Origin of the sequence: Hyalangium gracile (assembly GCF_020103725.1) — a bacterium.
GTDB classification, from domain to species: Bacteria; Myxococcota; Myxococcia; order Myxococcales; family Myxococcaceae; genus Hyalangium; species Hyalangium gracile.
Window position 1 is genome coordinate 464,921 of the sequence record NZ_JAHXBG010000002.1, and the last position, 17,257, is coordinate 482,177.

At 70.2% G+C, this 17,257-nt stretch carries 17 protein-coding genes; 8 read left to right on the plus strand and 9 right to left on the minus strand.

From position 1 onward, the window contains the following. Nucleotides 1-35: 35 nt before the first annotated feature. Entirely contained in the window at nucleotides 36-938 is a 903-nt protein-coding gene (locus tag KY572_RS05520) for an alpha-ketoglutarate-dependent dioxygenase AlkB (RefSeq protein ID WP_224241151.1), read from the plus strand. Nucleotides 939-982: 44 nt separating this feature from the next. Here KY572_RS05520 and KY572_RS05525 read toward each other — a convergent pair whose 3' ends face one another. The 3 genes from KY572_RS05525 to KY572_RS05535 all read right to left on the minus strand — a co-directional run bounded on the left by KY572_RS05525 (nucleotide 983) and on the right by KY572_RS05535 (nucleotide 6,682). Continuing rightward, entirely contained in the window at nucleotides 983-3,736 is a 2,754-nt protein-coding gene (locus KY572_RS05525) for a M16 family metallopeptidase (RefSeq protein WP_224241153.1), read from the minus strand. A gap of 81 nt (nucleotides 3,737-3,817) precedes the next feature. Beyond that, nucleotides 3,818-5,434 (minus strand): hypothetical protein, encoded by a 1,617-nt coding sequence (locus KY572_RS05530; RefSeq protein ID WP_224241155.1) that lies wholly within the window; start codon nucleotides 5,432-5,434, stop codon nucleotides 3,818-3,820. A gap of 72 nt (nucleotides 5,435-5,506) precedes the next feature. After that, nucleotides 5,507-6,682 (minus strand): AI-2E family transporter, encoded by a 1,176-nt coding sequence (locus KY572_RS05535; RefSeq protein WP_224241157.1) that lies wholly within the window; start codon nucleotides 6,680-6,682, stop codon nucleotides 5,507-5,509. 103 nt (nucleotides 6,683-6,785) lie between these two features. Here KY572_RS05535 and KY572_RS05540 point away from each other — a divergent pair, with 103 nt between their 5' ends. After that, entirely contained in the window at nucleotides 6,786-7,277 is a 492-nt protein-coding gene (locus tag KY572_RS05540) for a hypothetical protein (RefSeq protein ID WP_224241158.1), read from the plus strand. 16 nt (nucleotides 7,278-7,293) lie between these two features. On the opposite strand, the gene KY572_RS05545 is transcribed toward KY572_RS05540, so the two are convergent. Genes KY572_RS05545 through KY572_RS05555 form a run of 3 tightly spaced genes read right to left on the minus strand, consistent with a single transcriptional unit; the run spans nucleotide 7,294 to nucleotide 9,456 of the window. Next, complete coding sequence (locus KY572_RS05545) at nucleotides 7,294-7,407, minus strand: aminopeptidase (protein WP_224241160.1); 114 nt, start codon at nucleotides 7,405-7,407, stop codon at nucleotides 7,294-7,296. A gap of 32 nt (nucleotides 7,408-7,439) precedes the next feature. Beyond that, nucleotides 7,440-8,774: a DmpA family aminopeptidase gene (locus KY572_RS05550; protein WP_224241161.1), complete on the minus strand. Its 1,335-nt coding sequence runs from the start codon at nucleotides 8,772-8,774 to the stop codon at nucleotides 7,440-7,442. Nucleotides 8,775-8,808: 34 nt separating this feature from the next. After that, the gene (locus tag KY572_RS05555) at nucleotides 8,809-9,456 is read right to left on the minus strand and encodes a TetR/AcrR family transcriptional regulator (RefSeq protein ID WP_224241163.1); all 648 of its coding nucleotides are present in this window, start codon (nucleotides 9,454-9,456) and stop codon (nucleotides 8,809-8,811) included. A 230-nt stretch (nucleotides 9,457-9,686) separates the two neighbouring features. On the opposite strand from KY572_RS05555, the gene KY572_RS05560 reads away from it, so the two are divergent. Then, nucleotides 9,687-10,325 (plus strand): macro domain-containing protein, encoded by a 639-nt coding sequence (locus tag KY572_RS05560; protein WP_224241164.1) that lies wholly within the window; start codon nucleotides 9,687-9,689, stop codon nucleotides 10,323-10,325. A gap of 19 nt (nucleotides 10,326-10,344) precedes the next feature. Here KY572_RS05560 and KY572_RS05565 read toward each other — a convergent pair whose 3' ends face one another. Further along, entirely contained in the window at nucleotides 10,345-11,397 is a 1,053-nt protein-coding gene (locus KY572_RS05565; protein WP_224241166.1) for a hypothetical protein, read from the minus strand. Nucleotides 11,398-11,563: 166 nt separating this feature from the next. Between KY572_RS05565 and KY572_RS05570 the strand changes: the two genes are divergently transcribed. The 3 genes from KY572_RS05570 to KY572_RS05580 all read left to right on the plus strand — a co-directional run bounded on the left by KY572_RS05570 (nucleotide 11,564) and on the right by KY572_RS05580 (nucleotide 14,474). After that, entirely contained in the window at nucleotides 11,564-11,950 is a 387-nt protein-coding gene (locus KY572_RS05570; protein WP_224241168.1) for a hypothetical protein, read from the plus strand. 69 nt (nucleotides 11,951-12,019) lie between these two features. Beyond that, complete coding sequence (locus KY572_RS05575; RefSeq protein ID WP_224241169.1) at nucleotides 12,020-12,250, plus strand: hypothetical protein; 231 nt, start codon at nucleotides 12,020-12,022, stop codon at nucleotides 12,248-12,250. Nucleotides 12,251-12,326: 76 nt separating this feature from the next. Further along, nucleotides 12,327-14,474 carry a VIT domain-containing protein gene (locus tag KY572_RS05580; RefSeq protein WP_224241172.1) on the plus strand — a complete coding sequence of 716 codons (2,148 nt, stop codon included), beginning with the start codon at nucleotides 12,327-12,329 and terminating at the stop codon, nucleotides 14,472-14,474. A 155-nt stretch (nucleotides 14,475-14,629) separates the two neighbouring features. Here KY572_RS05580 and KY572_RS05585 read toward each other — a convergent pair whose 3' ends face one another. Continuing rightward, nucleotides 14,630-14,833, minus strand: coding sequence for a cold-shock protein (locus tag KY572_RS05585; protein ID WP_224241174.1), 204 nt, complete (start codon nucleotides 14,831-14,833; stop codon nucleotides 14,630-14,632). 210 nt (nucleotides 14,834-15,043) lie between these two features. Between KY572_RS05585 and KY572_RS05590 the strand changes: the two genes are divergently transcribed. Both KY572_RS05590 and KY572_RS05595 read left to right on the plus strand, forming a co-directional pair. Then, a complete protein-coding gene (locus KY572_RS05590) occupies nucleotides 15,044-16,009 on the plus strand; it encodes a fatty acid desaturase family protein (RefSeq protein WP_224241175.1) in 966 nt (321 codons plus the stop codon). Between the two features lie 201 nt (nucleotides 16,010-16,210). After that, nucleotides 16,211-16,573: a hypothetical protein gene (locus KY572_RS05595; RefSeq protein ID WP_224241177.1), complete on the plus strand. Its 363-nt coding sequence runs from the start codon at nucleotides 16,211-16,213 to the stop codon at nucleotides 16,571-16,573. Nucleotides 16,574-16,579: 6 nt separating this feature from the next. Here the strand turns inward: KY572_RS05595 and KY572_RS05600 are convergent, their stop codons facing one another. Further along, nucleotides 16,580-17,233: a hypothetical protein gene (locus tag KY572_RS05600; RefSeq protein WP_224241179.1), complete on the minus strand. Its 654-nt coding sequence runs from the start codon at nucleotides 17,231-17,233 to the stop codon at nucleotides 16,580-16,582. Nucleotides 17,234-17,257: the final 24 nt, after the last annotated feature.

The window sequence follows — 17,257 nt, forward strand, 5'->3', positions numbered from 1 at the left end:
TCCGTCCACGGCCGCTGTGGTAATGGGCTCGGGTCATGGCCCCTCCCCGCCGTCCCGGTCGCGCTCTCGCCCTCAAGGCCCGCCAGCGCACACCAGGCCACCACTACAACGGCAGCTTCCTCTCGGCCGCCGACCGCGCCGAGATCCTCTCCTGGCTCGGCACCCTGAAGCCACTGTGGGAGGAGCGCTACTCCAAGCACTTCCCTCCCCCGCCCGGGCAGACGCAGCGCCGGCTCCTCCGCCCGGTGTACTGGCTGGGCAACTGGCAGTTCGCCTGCCTCGACTACTACCGGCCACCCAAGGGCGTGCACAACCGCTGCGTGAAGGCCGAGCCCTTCCCGCCGGTGCTCCAGCGCCAGGTGGAGAAGATCGAGGCGCTGGCGCGGCGGATGTTCCGGGGGCCGGACATGCCCCCGCGCTGGCACCTCAACACCTGCCTGGTGAACTTCTACGGCAACCGCCTGGAGGACGGGCGCTGGGTGGACACCGCCCGCGTGGGCGAGCACAAGGACTTCGAGCCTGGCCCGGTGGCCTCGCTCTCGCTGGGCGAGCGCGCCCTCATCCAGTTCGTCACCTCCACCCGGCCCGGCGAGCGGGACGCGGTGGTGCTCGAGCAGTGGCTCGACGATGGGGCGCTGGAGCTCTTCGGCGGCGCGCAGTGGAAGGAGCAGACCTTCCACCGGGTGCAGCGGGTGGACACCCGCGCGGGCCACGTGCTGCCGCCCGAGCTGCCGGACTTCCAGACCCGGCGCGTGAACCTCACCTTCCGCTACGTGCCGGACGAGCACGTGACGCCCTTCGCGAAGCTGTCTCCCGAGGCCCGTGAGGACGTGCGGCCCTACATGCGCAAGCTGGCCGAGGGCAGCGCCTTCTTCCGGGCGGAGCTGGCCCGCGAGCAGCCCGAGCCCGGTGCGCCTCCCTCGGGCGCCGAGAGCTGAGCGGCACCCTCGCGCTCAGCGCCTCGTGCCCCCGCGCGGGACGATCACGGGAAGGCGGCCTGGGCCGCGGCCCGAGCCTGACCCTCATCGCCGATGACGCCCACCACCAGCCGCTCGGCGCAGCCAGCGAACTCCTTCCGCAGCTCCGCCTCGCTCACCGCCTGGAGCAGCGCCGGACGGCCCGTGACGGCCGCCACATCCCAGCCCAGCACCCGCGCGTTCAGCAAGGCGTTCACCCAGGCCCCAGACGTCGTCAACCCCACGGCCTGCTCCGCCAGCAGCCCGCTCCGAGCGCTCTCCAGCTCCGCCGCTGGCACCCCATCCCTGGCATATGTCAGCAGCGCCGAGCGCACCGCCGTCATCGTGGCTCCCAGCTGGGGCGCGTCCACAACTCCCTCCAGCAACAGGTGGGCCGCGCCGCCGCGAGCCATCGACACCTGGGTGTGGAAGCCGTAGGTGGCGCCCATCTGCTCGCGGACCTCATGCCACAGGTGCCGGCGCAGCACGGCGGCCATCAGCGCATACCGCGCCCCGGCCTCGGGCGTCACCTCTGGCAGCCGGCAGGCCAGCTGCAGGTGCCCCTGCGTCGCGCCAGGGCGCGGGGTGATGAGCAGCTCCGGCCGCGCAGAGGGCGCCCCCAGGGGAGGGAACGATGGGGACTCCACCGCGCCGCCCCTGCCCCCCCACCCACCGAGGTAGTGGTGCACCAGCGGCATCACCTGCTGCGGCTCGAACTCGCCGGAGATCACCACCACCGCGTTCGCGGGGCGGTGCACCTGCGCGAGCCAGTCCTCGACGTCCGACTGTGTCACCTGGCCCATCTCCTCGCTCGAGGCGACCTGGCCATAGGGGTGCGCGCCGTAGAGCGCCCGCTGCAGCGCTCGCTGGGCCTTCTCCTCTGGATACGAATCCAAGGCCTTGCGCCAGGGCAGCACGTTCTCATGGTAGAAGCGCAGCACGGCGTACTCGGTGACCATGCTGGACAGCCGCTCCGAGAGGATCGCCAGGATGTTGCCCACGTTGCCCGCCGCGCCCTGAAGCCTGTAGCGCAGGTGATCGCGGTAGAGCACCCGGGAGCTGCGCAGGCCGTAGTCCCCCGGCCCTCCTTGGAAGTCCGACCTGGGGAAGGAGACCCACTCGGCCAGCTCCGCCACCCCACGCTTTCCGATCGCCTCGCCGCCGCCCAGCGCCACTCCGACGCTGACCAGGGGCATGCCAGGCCGCGGCGCCAGCAGCACCTCCATGCCGTTGGCCAGGCGCACCGAGGTGATCTGCGCGGGGCTCGAGAGCGCCGCGGGCAGCGGCCCCTTCGGCCCCTCCACCTCCGCCTCATCCGGAGGCAGCCCCGCGATGGACGAGAGCGCCGCCACCCCGTTCGCTCCCGGCTTCACCAGGATCATGCGGGCCCGGTCTCGCTGCAGCCAGTGATAGGCATACTCGGTCATCTTGGAGGAACCGATCGACGCCAGCGCGGCCTGGGTACGGCCATAGGACCGAGCGTCCAGGGTGAAGTGGGTGAGCTCCGCCCGGCTCAGGGCGCGCTCCAGGAGATCCTCTGCATCCAGCGCCATGCCCATCACGGCGCTGCGGTGCAACCGCTGGTAGGCGAACGTCTGCGCGAGCGCGTCGCCCGCCCCGCCTGTCGAGTCCCACACCCCGAACACCTGATCCAGCATCGCCTCGGCCGACTTCTCCGGATGGGCTCCGGTGATGAGCACCACGCGAACGATCAGCAACGAGGCCCGTGTCCCGGACACCACCCCAGTGCTGAAGCCCGCGATGTCGCCGTCGGTCATCATCGCGCGGCCCAGCTCGGACTCGAGGCTGGAGCGCATGAACGCCTGCAACGCGCTCTCCTCGTCGAAGCCGCGCGGCAGCACCCAGCTCAGGTACAGCTCGGGAGAAGGAACCGCGGCCTCGTGAGACACCAGCTTCGGGGCCGCGGGTGCCAGGGGAGGCTCGGGCGCCGGCTGTGCCAGCCGGGGGCTCACCGCCAGCGGCAGGCCGCTGCCATGCCAGGCCTCGGGCAGCCGCTCCTTCAGCATGGCATCCATGGCGGCCAGATCCACGTCCCCGGTGATGACCAGGGTCACGTTCTCCGGCTGGTAGTGCTTGCGCACGAAGCGCTGGGCATCCGCCAGGCTGAGCCGCGAGAGCGACTCATGGCTGCCGATGACCGGCCGCGCATAGGGATGCCCGGCGGGGAAGGATGCTTCCTGCACCCAGTGGAAGATCTGACCGAAATAGCCCGTCTCGTTGCTCTGGCGCAGCTCGTTGCGCACCACCTCGCGCTCCACGGCGAACACCTCCTCGGTGACGCCTGCGAGCGGAGCAGCCAGCCGCTGAGCCTCGAGCTGGAGCATCTCGGTCAGCGCCTCGCGCGGGACGAGCGTCTGGTAGAGGGTGTGGTCCAGGCTGGTGGCGGCGTTGAACCGACCCGCGCCCATCCGCTCCAGCCGTGTCCACACCGAGGCGCTGCCCCCATGGCGCGCCCGGAAGGCCAGGTGCTCCACGACGTGAGCCAGGCCCTCCTTGCCCGCGGGATCGCTGGAGCTGCCGCTCCCCACCAGCGCCACCAACGCCACCACGGGTGAGCGCCGATCCTCCTCGACGACGACCCGCAGGCCCGACGGCAGGCGGAAGTCCCTCAGGGGGAAGTTCACGTCCCGCATCACCACCTTGCCGCGCTCGGGCAGCATCGTGGCGCACGCGGACAGGGCGAGTGTGAGCAGGAGGAGCAGCCCTGGAAAAGCGCGCGGGCGCTTGGAACGACGGGACTCGAAGAGTCGGGTAGGCATGGCAAGACACTACCTAAAAAGGCGGGTGCCCTGCCAATCCCCCTGAAGGGGAACCTCCCGTCCCGGCCCCGCGTGCCCGGCTCAGTACGAAGCCGTCAGCCCCCAGCGGATGTCGATGTGCTGCTCGGAGGCCACGCCGCCCTCGCCCCAGCCGAACCGCGCGCCGGCCCCGGTGAAGGTGTCCTTCACCGTCGTGTACCGGCCTCGCACCGAGTAGCCCAGCGGGCCCCAGAGCTCACCGGCGAGCCCTACTTCCGCGAACCAGCCCGAGCTGGACACCTCCGCGCCGAGATCCCTCACCTCCAGCTCCAGCTCGCCGTCGTCGGCGGTGAGGCTCTGGCCGGCCTTGGGGCCGATGAAGAACTGCCCACCCCCCTCCAGGCGCAGCCAGTGGCGCAGCGGCACGGAGAACTCCAGCCCCGCGGACGGGTGCAGCCGGTGCGAGCCCGTCAGCGGCGCCCGCGCCTGCTGATCCACCTCGAAGGCCCGGCTCAGCATGCCGCCCCGGAAGCCGGCGTAGCCGAGCCTCGGGTGCGACTCGGTGCCCATGTTGAAGTAGTAGCGGTACAGGAGCATGCCGGTGATGACCGAGTCGGTGGCCACCACGCTGCGCGTGGGCGTCTCGCCCGTCTCCGTCGTCACCTTCACCCGCGTCTCCGAGTAGCCGCGCTGGTAGCCCGCCACCAGGCCCAGGCCGCGCCAGGGCTTGCCGGAGCGCGCCAGCGGCAGCACCTCGAGCTGGCCCGTCAGCCCCAGGTAGGGCACGCCGGACTTGAAGTCGATCGTGTCGCCCACCTGGTTCTCCTCGGGGCGGCTGTCGAACTCGCCGCAGGAGGACACCCCCGGCCGCGCGCAGTAGGTCCGCCACGTGGTCGTCCCGCCCAGGAACAGGTGGACGATGGGCGGGTGCCGGTGCCGATCCTTGGCCTCCAGCTCGGTGCGCGTGGCGTACTCGTCGAACGGCTGCGTGGAGGTGTGGGACTCGTCATCCAGGGACTTGGGGACCTCCAGCGGATCGGCGGGCGGCTTCGCGGCCGTCGAGTCCGCGGGCGTCTCAGTGGAGCCCGTCGCGGCGGGCGGCGTCGCGGGCGGCGTGGCCGGCGGCTTCGTCTCCGCCGGAGGCGGCTCCGTGGCCGGAGGCTTCGCGGCCGTGGCGTCGGGAGCGGGCGTCGTCGGCGTGGCCGTGGGCGGCGGAGCGGGCTCCGGCGTGGCGGGCTGCGCGGGCTCGGTGGGCGGCGGAGCCACGGCCGGAGGCGGCCTGGCGGCCGTGGTGGCGATGCCCGCAACCAGCCGGCGCGCCTCGCTCGCGGACATCTTCCCGCGCTGGAGCTTCACGTTCTTGGTCCACAGCTCGCTGCCGTCGGCGCCCAGCACCTGGACGTTGAGGGTGCGCCCGGCCGTCGCGATCACCACGGCGTCGACCTCGAGCCCGGGGGCCACCTGCGCCACTCCCTCGGGCATGCGAGCCGCAGCGCCCTTCAGGCCCACCTTGCCGGCGGCGCTCATGTACCGCTTGAGCGGGACGAGCTCCACCTGCTTGCCCTTCTTGAGGCCCGACTCCACCTGAGTGCGCAGCGCGCCGCGGCGGTCACCCTCGAAGTCGAGGACCACCACGCGCGGCTTGCTGGCCTTCTGGGCCAGCGCCACCTGCGAAGTCAGCGCCAGGGCCAGGGCGAGCAGCGCGCCCCACCGACTCATCCATCGTCCCAGGGACATCATCTGGGTGGGGAGGTTCACCCACCCCACACCCGATGTCCACAACCACACGCATCACGTTTCGATGGAGGACGCGGACAGGGTGGGCGCGGCCTCCAGGACGGCCGGGGCCAGCACCGGCGCGGGCTCCACGGCGGCCTGCGCGCGGGAGGGAGGCGGCTCATGCGGGGACTCGAACACCGCCGGCTGCGTCAGCCCCAGGAAGTCGCGCCGGTAGATGCGCACCATGGCCATGAAGAGCGCGGCGATGAGGGGCCCCAGCAGCATCCCCATCATCCCGAACACCGCCACCCCGCCGAACATCGACAGGAAGACGAGCAGCGGGTGCAGCGCCATGCGCGAGCCGCACAGCCGCGGCCGGATGAAGTTGTCCACGGTGCCCACGACGAGGCCGCCCCACAGCGCCAGGAAGACGGCGTCACCCACCTTGCCCGACAGGGCCAGCAGGATGCTGATGGGCACCCAGACGAGGCCGGTGCCCACGACGGGGACCAGGGCGGCGATGACCATGGCGGCGCCCCACACCACCGCGTGGGGCACGCCGGCGATCCACAGGCCCACCAGGCCGACGGCGCCCTGGATGAAGGCGGTGACGGTGTTGCCGTAGACGATGGCGTGGGCCACGTCGGTGAACTCGCGGGAGAAGTGCTGGATGTAGCGCCGCTCCAGGGGCACCAGGCGGATGGCCTCCGCGTAGAGCCGGCGCCCATCCAGGAAGAAGTAGTACATGGCCACCGTCATCAGGAAGAGGTTGATGACGAACTCGGAGCCCAGGCCCACCGCGCGGCGGATGACGGTGGCGCTGCCCGTGGCGGCCGACAGCAGCGCCTTCTCGGTCTCGGCGCCCACCGCCTCCGAACGCACATAGCGGCTCAGCCCTCGAGGCAGGTTGGAGAGCAGCTCCTGGCGCACGTCCACGCGCTCGAGGACGTCGGGCAGGTTGGTGGCGAGCTGGAACAGCTCACGCCCCACCAGCCACCCCACCGCGGCCAGCGGCGCGAGGATGAGCAGGAAGACGGTGAGCGTGGAGAGCAGGGCGCAGAGCGCCTTGTGCCCCTTCAGCCGCCGACACAGGAAGTCCTGGATCGGTAAGAAGAGAACGACGAGGAAGCCGCCCAGGAGCACCGGCATCAAAAAGGGCAGCAAGATGCGAGAGAACAGCACGATCGCGAGGGCAAACAGCCCCGCGAACACGAAATTGGACCACCGCTTCGAATCCGCCGCCGACACGCCCCACCACCCTTGAGCCCCCAGGCCCCCACGCGCCACACCGAACGTAGGAATGCCCCCCATCTCGGGGAAGTCCCGACCACACTCCTGGAGAAACCGATCTATGACTTCTGGACGCTTCTGGCTGATCGCCGCCACGCTCGCGAGCACCCTGGTGGCCTCGGCCGTGGGCTGCGGCAACAACGGCACCCCGTGCACCACATGCCCCTCCATCGAGGGCCGCTACCCCCTGGAGTTCGCCGCGGGCACCGTCCCGGCGGACTGCGCCTCGCTGGGGGTGGAGTTGCCGAAGGGGCCGCTGGACATCCAGCGCGCGGGCAGTCAGCTCACCGCCACGCTGGAGGAGGTGGAGCTGCAGGGCACGCTCTTCCAGGGCGCCGAGTTCACCCTGCTGGGCACGCGGCAGGCGATGGACGGCGGCAGCAGCAGCACCCAGTTCAGCCTGAATGGAACCTACACCCCGGGGAACCCGGACGGCGGCACGGGCCGTATCTCGGGATCCTTCACGGGAACCTACAACCGGCCCTCGGCACAGGGCATGCGCCGCTGCTCCGTGCAGCGCGCCTACACGGCCACCCAGAACGGGCAGCCGTGAAGCGGGCGCCAGGGGGCTACTTCTTCTTGCCGGCTTCCTTGGCGGCGGCCTTCTGCTTCTTCACGCGCTTCTTCCACGCCTGACGGTTCTTCATCTGCACGCGACGGTGCTTGCTCTTGCTGCGGGCCATTCGGGTGACTCCTGGGTGATGAAAAGGGAGCGCTACGTATCAGAAGACCCCCCGGGAGCGGAACCCTCCGCTTCATCCGGGGCGGGCCGGGTGGGGTAAGGGATGCCCTCGGCCCCTCGGACGTCGGTCGGCAGGGCCTCGGCCAGACGGACCTCGCCCTCCTTGTCCGCGTCCACGGGCTTCTGGCGCGAGGCCGGCGCGCTGCTCTGCTGGGGGCGCTTCTTCACCGAGGCGAAGATGGGCCGGCAGGCGTCCACGAAGCGCCGCACCTCGTCCAGGGGCAGGGCCGGGCAGTAGTTGTCGTTGACGCCCTTCATGGGCTCGGCCATGCACATGGAGTTGAGGATGGCCTCCTCGGTGGCCTCCATGACGGCCTCGTAGAGGGGGTCCAGGCGCTGGTCCAGGAGGATCTTCAGCTTGTAGACCATCTTCTGGGTGCGCCGGGGGATGATGTTGGCCGTGGAGAAGCCGACGATGATCTCCCCGGAGCCGTGCGCCGCGTAGCTGCCCACCCGGCCGATCCCCAGGGAGACACGCTTGCACAGGCGGTTGATCTGGTGGCTGAGCAGGGGGGCGTCCGTGGCCACCACGGCGATGATGGAGCCGTACGTCTGCCCTCGCCGGGGGGTGTCCTTGAACTTCTCGGCCAGCACCTCGCCCACCGGCAGGCCTCCCACCCGCAGGTTGTGCATCTTCCCGAAGTTGGACATGACCAGCACGCCCAGGGTGTAGCCGCCCAGGGCCTCGGGCAGCTTGCGCGAGGCGGTGCCGATGCCGCCCTTGAAGTCGCACGTCACCATGCCGGTGCCGCCGCCCACGTTGCCCTCGGCCACCGGGCCCGCCTTGGCGTTGTTGATGGCCTCCAGCACGTGGTGATCGCGCACGTGCCGGCCGGAGATGTCATTGAGATAGCTGTCGTCGCACTCGCCGACGATGGGGATGATGACGTCGTGCTCGTCGCCGATGCCGGGGTAGCGCTCCACCAGGTAGCGCGCCACGCCGTCGGACACGGCGCCCACCGCCATGGTGTTGGTGAGCATGAGGGGGGTCTCCACCAGGCCCCACTCCATGAGCTGCGTCATGCCGGACACCTCGCCGGCGCCGTTGAGGACGAAGCCGCCCCCGTTCATCCGCTCCATGAAGATGTTGCCGTTGTTGGGCAGGATGGCGGTGACGCCGGTGCGGACGGGCCCGTGGCCGGGCCGCAGCGGTCCCTCGCCCCGGATGATCGTGCTGTGCCCGACGAGCACGCCCTCCACGTCCGTGATGGCGTTGTAGCGGCCGGGCTTGAAGCGGCCCAGGGGCAGCCCCAGCTCGCGAGCACGGACGCGTGGCACGTTCAGTTCCAGTTGGCGCTGAGGCGACATGAGGGACCGGACGCTAGTCCAGCCCCGCGCGCGGTCAACCGTTCTGGGGCCTGTGCCGGAGCCCGTCCAACAACTGCCGGGTCTGGGCTACCGCGAGCGCCTCGGCGTCCGCGGCCCCCTTGCCCATGCTCTCGAGCACCCGGTCCACCAGCAGCGAGGACAGGCCGTGGACGATGGACCAGGCCCCCAGCGCCATCGACAGCGTGTCCCCCGGGCGCAGCACGCCTGCCTGCTGGCCCTGGGTGAGGCACTGCACCAGCAGGCCGAAGGCATTGCCGCCCTCGCTCTCCAGGCCTTCGTGCCTGGCGGGCCGGGCGAAGTGCGGCCCGAACATGACGCGGAAGTGCGAGGGGTGCTGGACGGCGAAGAGGACGTAGGCCACCCCACAGGCAACCAAGCGCTCGGCGGGGTCGCTCTCCCGGGCCATGCGCTCGCGCATCTGGGCCGCCATGGCGCGAAAGCCCTCCTCCGCGACGGCGGCCAGCAGGGCCTCCTTGTCGGCGAAGTGCCGGTAGGGCGCCGCATGCGTCACCCCCGCCCGCCGAGCCACTTCCCGCAGGGTGAGGGCGCTGAAGCCCTCCTCGGAGATGAGGGCCAGGGAGGCCTCGATGAGCGCACGGCGCAGATCGCCATGGTGGTAGCGCGCCTTGGGCTCCGCGCTCGTCGTCTTTCGGGCGGCCACGAATGCTCCTTTCGCCGGAAAGGTAGCACCGGAGGACGCTCAAAGTAACCACCGGCAACATCAACTCGGGGACTCCTCGGAATTCCAGCCCCCACCCTCCCCGCGTGCCGGGCGCAGTTTGTCCGAACTGGTCTACCTGTCATACCAGTTCGCTAGCGGTTCGCGGACAGGGCACCTCCCTGGCCAGGCCACTCCCCCGGCGCCTCCAGGAAGGGTGTATAGAACACACCATGCCCCCTCCCCTTCAGCTCCACCTGCGGGACCTCAGCGCCGGGCTGGTGGAGGCCTGGCGGCAGGAGTTCTCCGGCCTGTCCGGCATCACCATCTCCCAGGGAGACATCTTCTCCGAGCGCGCCGGACCGGTGTCGGCCAGCGATCCCATCGACATCCGAGCCGATGCCGTGGTGAGCCCCGCCAACAGCTTCGGCTTCATGGATGGAGGGATCGACCTCGTCTACACCTACCAGCTGGGCCCTCAGGTGCAGGAGCGGCTACGAGCGCTGCTGGAGGAGCAGCACGGCGGCGAGTTGCCCGTGGGCCAGGCCGTCATCGTCCCCACCGGTCACCCGGACATCCCGTGGTGCATCAGCGCCACCACCATGCGCGTGCCCACGGACGTCAGCGACACCGTGAACGCCTACCTCGCCATGCGGGCGGCGCTCCTGGCAGTGCTGGAGCACAATCGCCGAGGCCTCGAGCCCATTCGCACGGTGCTCTGCCCTGGACTGGGAACCGCCGTCGGGCGCATGCCGCCCCAGCGCTGCGCACGGCAGATGCGCGAGGCGTGGGTGCGGACCGTCCTGGACAAGCCGTTCATCCCCTACTCGCTCCGAGAGGCCGCGGAGCAGGACTGGAACCTGCGCAAGTGAGGCGCTCGCGCCCCTCGGCTCAGGAAGCCCGACGGATGGACGGACGCGAGGCGTTCGTCAGCTCCAGCTGCTTGGCCCGGTAGAGCTTCTCCAGATCGCTGCGCTCCTGCTCGGAGATGCGGCCCCCCGCCCGCGCCTCCTTGATGCTCATGCCCACCTTGCGCAGCGAGCGGGCATCCCGCGCCCCGGCAATCCCCCGGGCCAGGTTGCTCGCCTCGCCCCACGTCAGCGGCACCGGCGCGCCAGCTCCCTCCGCCTTGCTCGCGCCAGGCTCGAACCCGGGCGCCCGCTCACCCGCCATCAGCGGCGGCAGCGGCTCGTGTCCGCCCGTCCCCTCCCCGGCCCCGTCCACCCGAGGCGTCGAGAGCGGCGCCGGCGTGCCCGCCCCCAGATCCTGGAGCATGAAGTCCTCCACGTCCTGGGTGAACATGTCCGAGCAGCGCGCCAGCGCGATCGCCCCGTCCACCAGCGCCCGCTTCTTCGCCATCTTCAGGATCGTGTTGTCCAGGTCCGCGATGTCCTCGTTCTCCACCCGCCCCACCGCCTGGCTGGTGATGCGCTCGTCGGTCACCGCGTACTTCTCTCCGCAGCCGCCCTTCTTCTTGAAGCACACCCAGCCGCCGCCGTACTCGCTCTTGCCCTGGATGATCGCGTCCTTGTTGCAGGCGGGGCACTTGCGGTGCGCCAGGCGCCAGCGGAACCGGCTCTCGCGGCTGTTGGCCGAGCCGTAGCCCTCCGCCAGCACCGCGCCCAGCTCCCGGCTGAGGATGCGGCAGCGGAACGTGTACTTGAAGAAGCCGCTCTCGAAGTCCTCGTGGCAGAACTCCGGCACCAGGGTGAACTCCGGCGTGCAGCCGAACAGATCGATCAGCTTCTCCGCGCCGGGCTTGAGCAGGGTCGGCTTGTCCGAGCCAGCGATGCGGCCGTAGTCCGTGCCCTCCACCATGCACTGCTTCACGTACTGAGCCAGGACCTGGTGCTGCTCGCGCTCCTCCTTCAGGAGCCCGGCAGTGAGCTGTGCGCGGCGGGGGGCCGGAACCGACGTCTCGCTGCGAATCATCTCACCCTGCATGGCGCGACCTCCGTCTTGATCGTCTCCAGGTCTAAATCAGGGGTCTGACGTCCTCTCCCTCGGAGAACAGGCCCCTGCTCCCAGGGCAGGCGACCTGGCAGGGAGGGTGCCTCACCCCCGGTGAAAACCTTGCGTCCGTCCACAACCCCACAAAACTGTGGCGACCATGCGCACTTCCACCCTGATTTCACTTGGTTTTTTCGCCACCCAGACCCTCGGCTGCGGCCTGCTCGACGACACCCTGCCCGGCCGCGATGCGCGGTGTGACATGAGGCCCGCCTACGACCAGTGCACGGACCTGCGCGACTTCAAGGGTCCCTCGTTCTTCACCTTCGAGGGCGTCTGCGGCACCCTCCGCGCCGCCGTGGGCAGCGCCGACTACCAGGAGGATGCCCGGTGCGACATGGCCGGCGTCATCGGCGGCTGTCGGGCCCACAACGGGGACGGCTCGGACCAGACCAACTGGTTCTACAGCGGCGAGAAGTACAAGACGGAGGCCGACGTGAAGGAGGAGTGCGGCAACGGCCAGGACTTCCAGGCGCCCGAGCCGTAGTACAGGAGCCAACGCGGCCGGTGGATCCAGTGGTCCGGCTTCGCACCCCGGTGCTAGGGTGCCCGCGCCATGGCCAAGTCCCCCTGCCCCGTGTCGCTGTCGCAGTTCCAAGAGAAGGCCGAGCCGTTGAAGGTCGTCATCAACGGCCAGGAGATGCTCGCCGAGGTCAAGGCGTTCTCGACCGGCTCGTTCGGCTGGTACATCAATGGCAAGACGACCGTCACCGTCGACGGCAAGCCCGTCTCCGTGCAGATCGGCATGAACATGACGGTCGTCGGCTCGAAGGAAGCCGCCCGCTAGCCGCCCTCCGGCCGCCCGGCCGGCGAAAATCGACACGGCGGGTTCCCACGAAGTCCAGCTCGCGGAACCAATGGGCATGGAACCGGATGCCCCGCTGCCCTGTCCCTCGAAGCTGACCCTGGAGCGCTATGAGCTGGGCGAGCTGCCGCCCGTCCAGCTCACCGCCCTGCACGGCCACGTGCGTCAGTGTGAGCGCTGCCGCCAGCGCCTCGAGGAGATGAGCGCCCAGGGCGCGGGCTACAGCCGCACCCTCTCCGCACGCAAGGCCAGCGCCGCGCTGCTCGAGGCCGAGGACCGCTGGTGGCGGCGGACGGGCCTGCTGCTGGCCACCCCGGTGCTGGCCTGTGCCCTGGTGGCACTCGTCGTGCTCGCGCTCCCGCGCCTGGAGCGCGCCGGCCTCGGAAGCTCCCGGTCGCGGGTGCAGGCCCGGACCCTCCCGCTCGGCGAGCGCGTCGTGGAGCCTCGTCCCGACTCCTCACCGCGCAAGCGGGTGCACTTCGTCCAGCTGCGCGGACAGCGCGTCGACTTCGGCCAGGGCAGCCTCGAAGCCGCACCGGACAGTGGCCCGCCCCGCCCCTTCCTGCTGAGGCACACCGAGGTGGAGGCGGAGCTCACCGGCTTCGTCTCGGACGTCACGGTGACGCAGGAGTTCGAGAACCCCTTCACCGAGCGCGTGGAGGCCATCTACGTCTTCCCGCTGCCCGACGACTCCGCCGTGCACGAGATGATCCTCGAGGTGGGCGGGCGGAAGATCCGCGGCGTCATCCAGCGCCGCGAGCAGGCGCACCAGACGTACGAGCAGGCCCGCGCCGAGGGCCGCCACGCCGCGCTGCTCGATCAGGAGCGGCCCAACATCTTCACCCAGTCGGTGGCCAACGTCCTGCCCGGCGAGCGGGTGAAGGTCTCGCTGCGCTACGTGGCTCCGCTGGCCTATGACGACGGCACCTTCGAGTTCAACTTCCCGATGGTGGTGGGGCCGCGCTACACGGCTGGAGTGCCGGACGCCTCGCGCATCAGCCCGCCCGCCGAGCCGCCGGAGCGCTCGGGGCGCGACATCCGGATGACCGTGCGCCTCGACGCGGGCGTGGCGCTGGAGGCACTGGAGTCCACCTCGCATCGGCTGCGGGTGGACCAGCGGAGCGAGCGCGAGGCCGTGATCCGGCTCGCCGAGAACGAGCGCGTCCCCAACAAGGACTTCATCCTGCGCTACCGCACCGCCGGCGAGCAGCTGCGCGGCGCGGTGATGGCCACCGGGGGCCGGGACGGCTTCTTCGGCCTCATGCTCCAGCCCGCCTCGCGCAAGGCCTCCCAGGGTGAGGTGATGCCGCGGGACGTCGTCTTCGTGCTCGACACCTCGGGCTCGATGGAGGGCCCTCCGCTCGACGCCGCGAAGCGCGCCGTGCGCAGGGCCTTCCAGAGCCTGTCCCCCCGGGACCGGTTCATGCTCATCGACTTCGCCGACGAGGCCTCCAGCTTCCGCGATGAGCCCCTGGCCGCCACCCGCGAGAACCTGGAGCTGGCCTCGCGCTACCTGGACGACCTGCCGGCCGGGGGCGGCACCCACCAGCTCGCGGGCATCCTGCGCGCGCTCACCCTGCCGAGGGACGAGCAGCGCCTGCGGGTCGTCCTACTGATGACCGATGGCTTCATCGGCGACGAGGCGGAGATCTTCGCCAGGACCCACCCGCTGCTGGGCGACACACGCCTGTTCGGCTTCGGCGTGGGTGACAACGTCAACCACTACTTCCTCGACCGGCTCTCGCGCATCGGCCGCGGCTTCTACCAGTACATCCGCACCGACGAGGACCCCGGAGAGGCCATCGAGCGCTTCGTGCGCCGCATCGAGCGGCCGGTGCTCACGCGCGTCCAGGTGGACTGGGGAGGGCTCGACGTGTGGGACGTGAAGCCCGAGCAGCTCCCGGACCTGTTCGACAACCAGCCGCTGATCGTGCTGGGCCGCTACCGCCAGCCAGGGACCGCCACCGTCCGCGTGCGCGGGTCCACCCCGCTCGGCGAGCACGTCACGGAGGTGTCCGTCACCCTGCCCGAGGAGGGTGGCCACGCGCGGGCGCTGCGGACCTTGTGGGCCCGCTCCCAGATCGAGGAGCTGGAGATGCAGCGCGCGTTGAACCTCGGAGATCTCCGAGCTGCTCCGGCTCTCCCGCAAGACGGTGGGCCGACGCCTGAGAGCCCTCGCCGGACGGCTCTCCCTCGCGCTCGATGAGCAGGGACTGCCCGCGCTCCCGGGCGAGCGCACCCCTCCGCTGGAGCAGGTGTCGAGCCGCTGACCCGCAACACGAAGGGCCTGCCTCTCGCCATGGCGAGCAGCAGGCCCTCGTGTGTTCGAACCACCTCGCGTCGCGAAGTGGCTCCGCTCGATCAGATCGGGCGAACGTTCTGCGCCTGCAGGCCCTTGGGGCCGCGAGCCACGTCGAACTGCACGCGCTGCCCCTCGGAGAGGCTGCGGAAGCCATCGGCCTGGATGGCCGTGTGGTGGCAGAACACGTCCTCGCCGCCGCCATCCTGCGTGATGAAGCCGAAGCCCTTCGCATCGTTGAACCACTTCACGACACCAGTTGCCATTGTCGATTCCTTGCTCGTCCGGACGCAGTGGATTGCGCCGGAGCACCAGCTCGTCATGCGAGCCAGAGCCCCCCTGACAGCTTCCGCGGAAAAAAGCCAGAGGGGGGACCCCGGTTTGCGCGCCAGACCGCTCAAAGAGCGCTCGGGAAGGCTGAGAAATCCGGGGAAGTGCTGGTCACTCAACACTCAGTGGGCTAGATGGGACGGCGAATGCTCCGATACTCCGCCGACGTCCGGACACTGCTGTGGTGCGCCGCCATGCCCGTGGTGGCCCTCTCCATGTACGCCCGCCCCGAGCTCATCCCCTGGCTCAGCCCGCTGGCCTGTTATCTCGCGCTGTCCGCGGGAGTCATCGCCCACAACCACAACCACTGCCCCACGTTCCGCAACCGCCAGGCGAACAACGTGTTCGGCATGTGGCTGTCCATCTTCTACGGCTACCCCACCTTCGCGTGGATCCCCACGCACAACCTCAACCACCACAAGTACGTGAACAAGGCGGGGGACGCCACCATCACCTGGCGCTACACCAACCGCCACAACTTCCTGGTGGCCTTCACCTACTTCTTCGTCTCGTCCTACTTCCAGAGCGACCCCATCAAGGCCTTCATCCGCAAGGCGCGCACCAACAACCCGGCGCTCTTCCGGCAGATCGTCACCCAGTACGTGGTGTGGGCCGGCACGCACCTGGCGCTGCTGGGGCTGGCCATCGCGCTGCACGGGCCGGCGGCGGGCGCGCGGGTGTGGATCTTCGCCTTCCTCATCCCCGCCGTGTTCGCGCTGTGGACGATCATGTTCTTCAACTACATCCAGCACGTCCACACGGACCCCTGGAGCGAGCACAACCACAGCCGCAGCTTCACCGGCCGGGCCATCAACTTCTTCCTCTTCAACAACGCGCTCCACGCCGCGCACCATGAGATGCCGGGCGCGCACTGGAGCACGCTGCGCGAGGCCCACGCGCGCATCGAGTCCGGGATCCACCCGGACCTCAAGCCGCGCTACTTCTTCCCGTGGTGCTTCGCCAACTACGTGCTGGCCCCCTTCTTCCCCCGGTTCGGCACGCAGCAGATCGGCCGCGCCCCCTTCTCGCTCCCCACCGGAGAGAAGGCGGACGTGCAGTTCGGCGACGAATTGGAGGCCGTGGAGTCCGGCAGCAACGCCGCGCGCGTGTGACGCCGCGCCCGCCACGGCGCCACGCGCTCGCGTGTCAAGTCAGCCTCCGCGCGCGCTGAGGCTGCAACAATTCGGGCTCACAGCACGCAAAGTGCCATGCCGTGCTGGACCCACAGCGCGCCGTCAGTGACGTCTCTGAGACAATTTGTATCGAGGGACGGGGGCATGTCCTCCGTGTCTCTCGAGCCAAGGAGACCGCACATGACGGGAATGCTGCTCATCAGTCTGGCGTCGCTCGGTTTCGTGTCCACGGAGTCCCCGGAGCTCCACACCGCTCCCATCACCTGCACGGCGTCGGCGCCGGGTGTGACGTTCGGCATCGGCTCGGGGCTGATGTGCTTCCACTACAACACGACGTGCGACGGCCCCGTCGAGAGCATCACCATCAACGCCAGCTACAGCGGGCCGGCGACGGGCTCGGGCACCAAGACGTGCACCGACACCAGCTCGTGCGCGTACGTGCTGTGCACGCCCTACCGCCGGGGCACGTGGAGCTTCACCAACGACTCCACGTACACCGGCGGGGTGTGCGCCGCGACCAACAGCGTCACCTACAACCAGTAGGCCCGCTCACTTCACCGACGGCGGCCGCCGCGCGGGGACGCACCGCAGCTGGGTGGGATCGCACACGGAGACGAAGTCGGGGTTGATCGTCCCCGCCTTCGCGCAGAGCTCGTTGCTGGGCGCGCCGCCCTCGCCCGCGCAGTCCACGTCTCCGGGCCACATGCCCCACACCTCGTACCGCGCGGTGCAGCCGTCCTCGGTGTACTCCAGCTCCGCCACCATCTGCGTGCCGGGAGCCTGCGGGGTGGCGAGGATCCGGACGTCGTTCCAGCGATAGACGATGTCCTTGGCGGGCTCCGCGTCCGACGCCGCGGGGGCGTGCTTCTCGGCGACGGCCACGTCCGTGGCGGCGCAGAAGCCCTCCTCGTCCGACTCCTTGGCCAGCGTGCCCAGCGAGTACGCCAGGCGCTCGGGGTCGCGCTCGTCGAGCGCCACGAGCGTGGCCGGCTTGATGGAGAGCCGCTCGTCGCCCGTGGGCGTGGAGAACTTCTGGATGCCGAGCTGCTCGCCCGCCTTCACGGGGCAGGCGCTCTGCTCCAGGGGCTTGTAGGTGACGGCCCACGTGAGGCTCTGCACCGGGCAGCCGATGGGCGGCTGCTCCGTGTCACAGGCGGAGAACAGGGCGGTGGCCAGCACCAGGCCGAAGATTCGTCGAGTCATGGGAGAGACCTTTCCTGGGAGCAG

Excerpts from the sequence above, each read along its gene's own strand:
- KY572_RS05520 (WP_224241151.1), top strand. The coding sequence starts at position 36 with ATGGCCCCTCCCCGCCGTCCCGGTCGCGCTCTCGCCCTCAAGGCCCGC.
- KY572_RS05525 (WP_224241153.1), bottom strand. The coding sequence starts at position 3,736 with ATGCCTACCCGACTCTTCGAGTCCCGTCGTTCCAAGCGCCCGCGCGCT.
- KY572_RS05530 (WP_224241155.1), bottom strand. The coding sequence starts at position 5,434 with ATGAGTCGGTGGGGCGCGCTGCTCGCCCTGGCCCTGGCGCTGACTTCG.
- KY572_RS05540 (WP_224241158.1), top strand. The coding sequence starts at position 6,786 with ATGACTTCTGGACGCTTCTGGCTGATCGCCGCCACGCTCGCGAGCACC.
- KY572_RS05545 (WP_224241160.1), bottom strand. The coding sequence starts at position 7,407 with ATGGCCCGCAGCAAGAGCAAGCACCGTCGCGTGCAGATGAAGAACCGT.
- KY572_RS05550 (WP_224241161.1), bottom strand. The coding sequence starts at position 8,774 with ATGTCGCCTCAGCGCCAACTGGAACTGAACGTGCCACGCGTCCGTGCT.
- KY572_RS05560 (WP_224241164.1), top strand. The coding sequence starts at position 9,687 with ATGCCCCCTCCCCTTCAGCTCCACCTGCGGGACCTCAGCGCCGGGCTG.
- KY572_RS05565 (WP_224241166.1), bottom strand. The coding sequence starts at position 11,397 with ATGCAGGGTGAGATGATTCGCAGCGAGACGTCGGTTCCGGCCCCCCGC.
- KY572_RS05570 (WP_224241168.1), top strand. The coding sequence starts at position 11,564 with ATGCGCACTTCCACCCTGATTTCACTTGGTTTTTTCGCCACCCAGACC.
- KY572_RS05575 (WP_224241169.1), top strand. The coding sequence starts at position 12,020 with ATGGCCAAGTCCCCCTGCCCCGTGTCGCTGTCGCAGTTCCAAGAGAAG.
- KY572_RS05580 (WP_224241172.1), top strand. The coding sequence starts at position 12,327 with ATGGAACCGGATGCCCCGCTGCCCTGTCCCTCGAAGCTGACCCTGGAG.
- KY572_RS05585 (WP_224241174.1), bottom strand. The coding sequence starts at position 14,833 with ATGGCAACTGGTGTCGTGAAGTGGTTCAACGATGCGAAGGGCTTCGGC.
- KY572_RS05590 (WP_224241175.1), top strand. The coding sequence starts at position 15,044 with ATGCTCCGATACTCCGCCGACGTCCGGACACTGCTGTGGTGCGCCGCC.
- KY572_RS05595 (WP_224241177.1), top strand. The coding sequence starts at position 16,211 with ATGACGGGAATGCTGCTCATCAGTCTGGCGTCGCTCGGTTTCGTGTCC.
- KY572_RS05600 (WP_224241179.1), bottom strand. The coding sequence starts at position 17,233 with ATGACTCGACGAATCTTCGGCCTGGTGCTGGCCACCGCCCTGTTCTCC.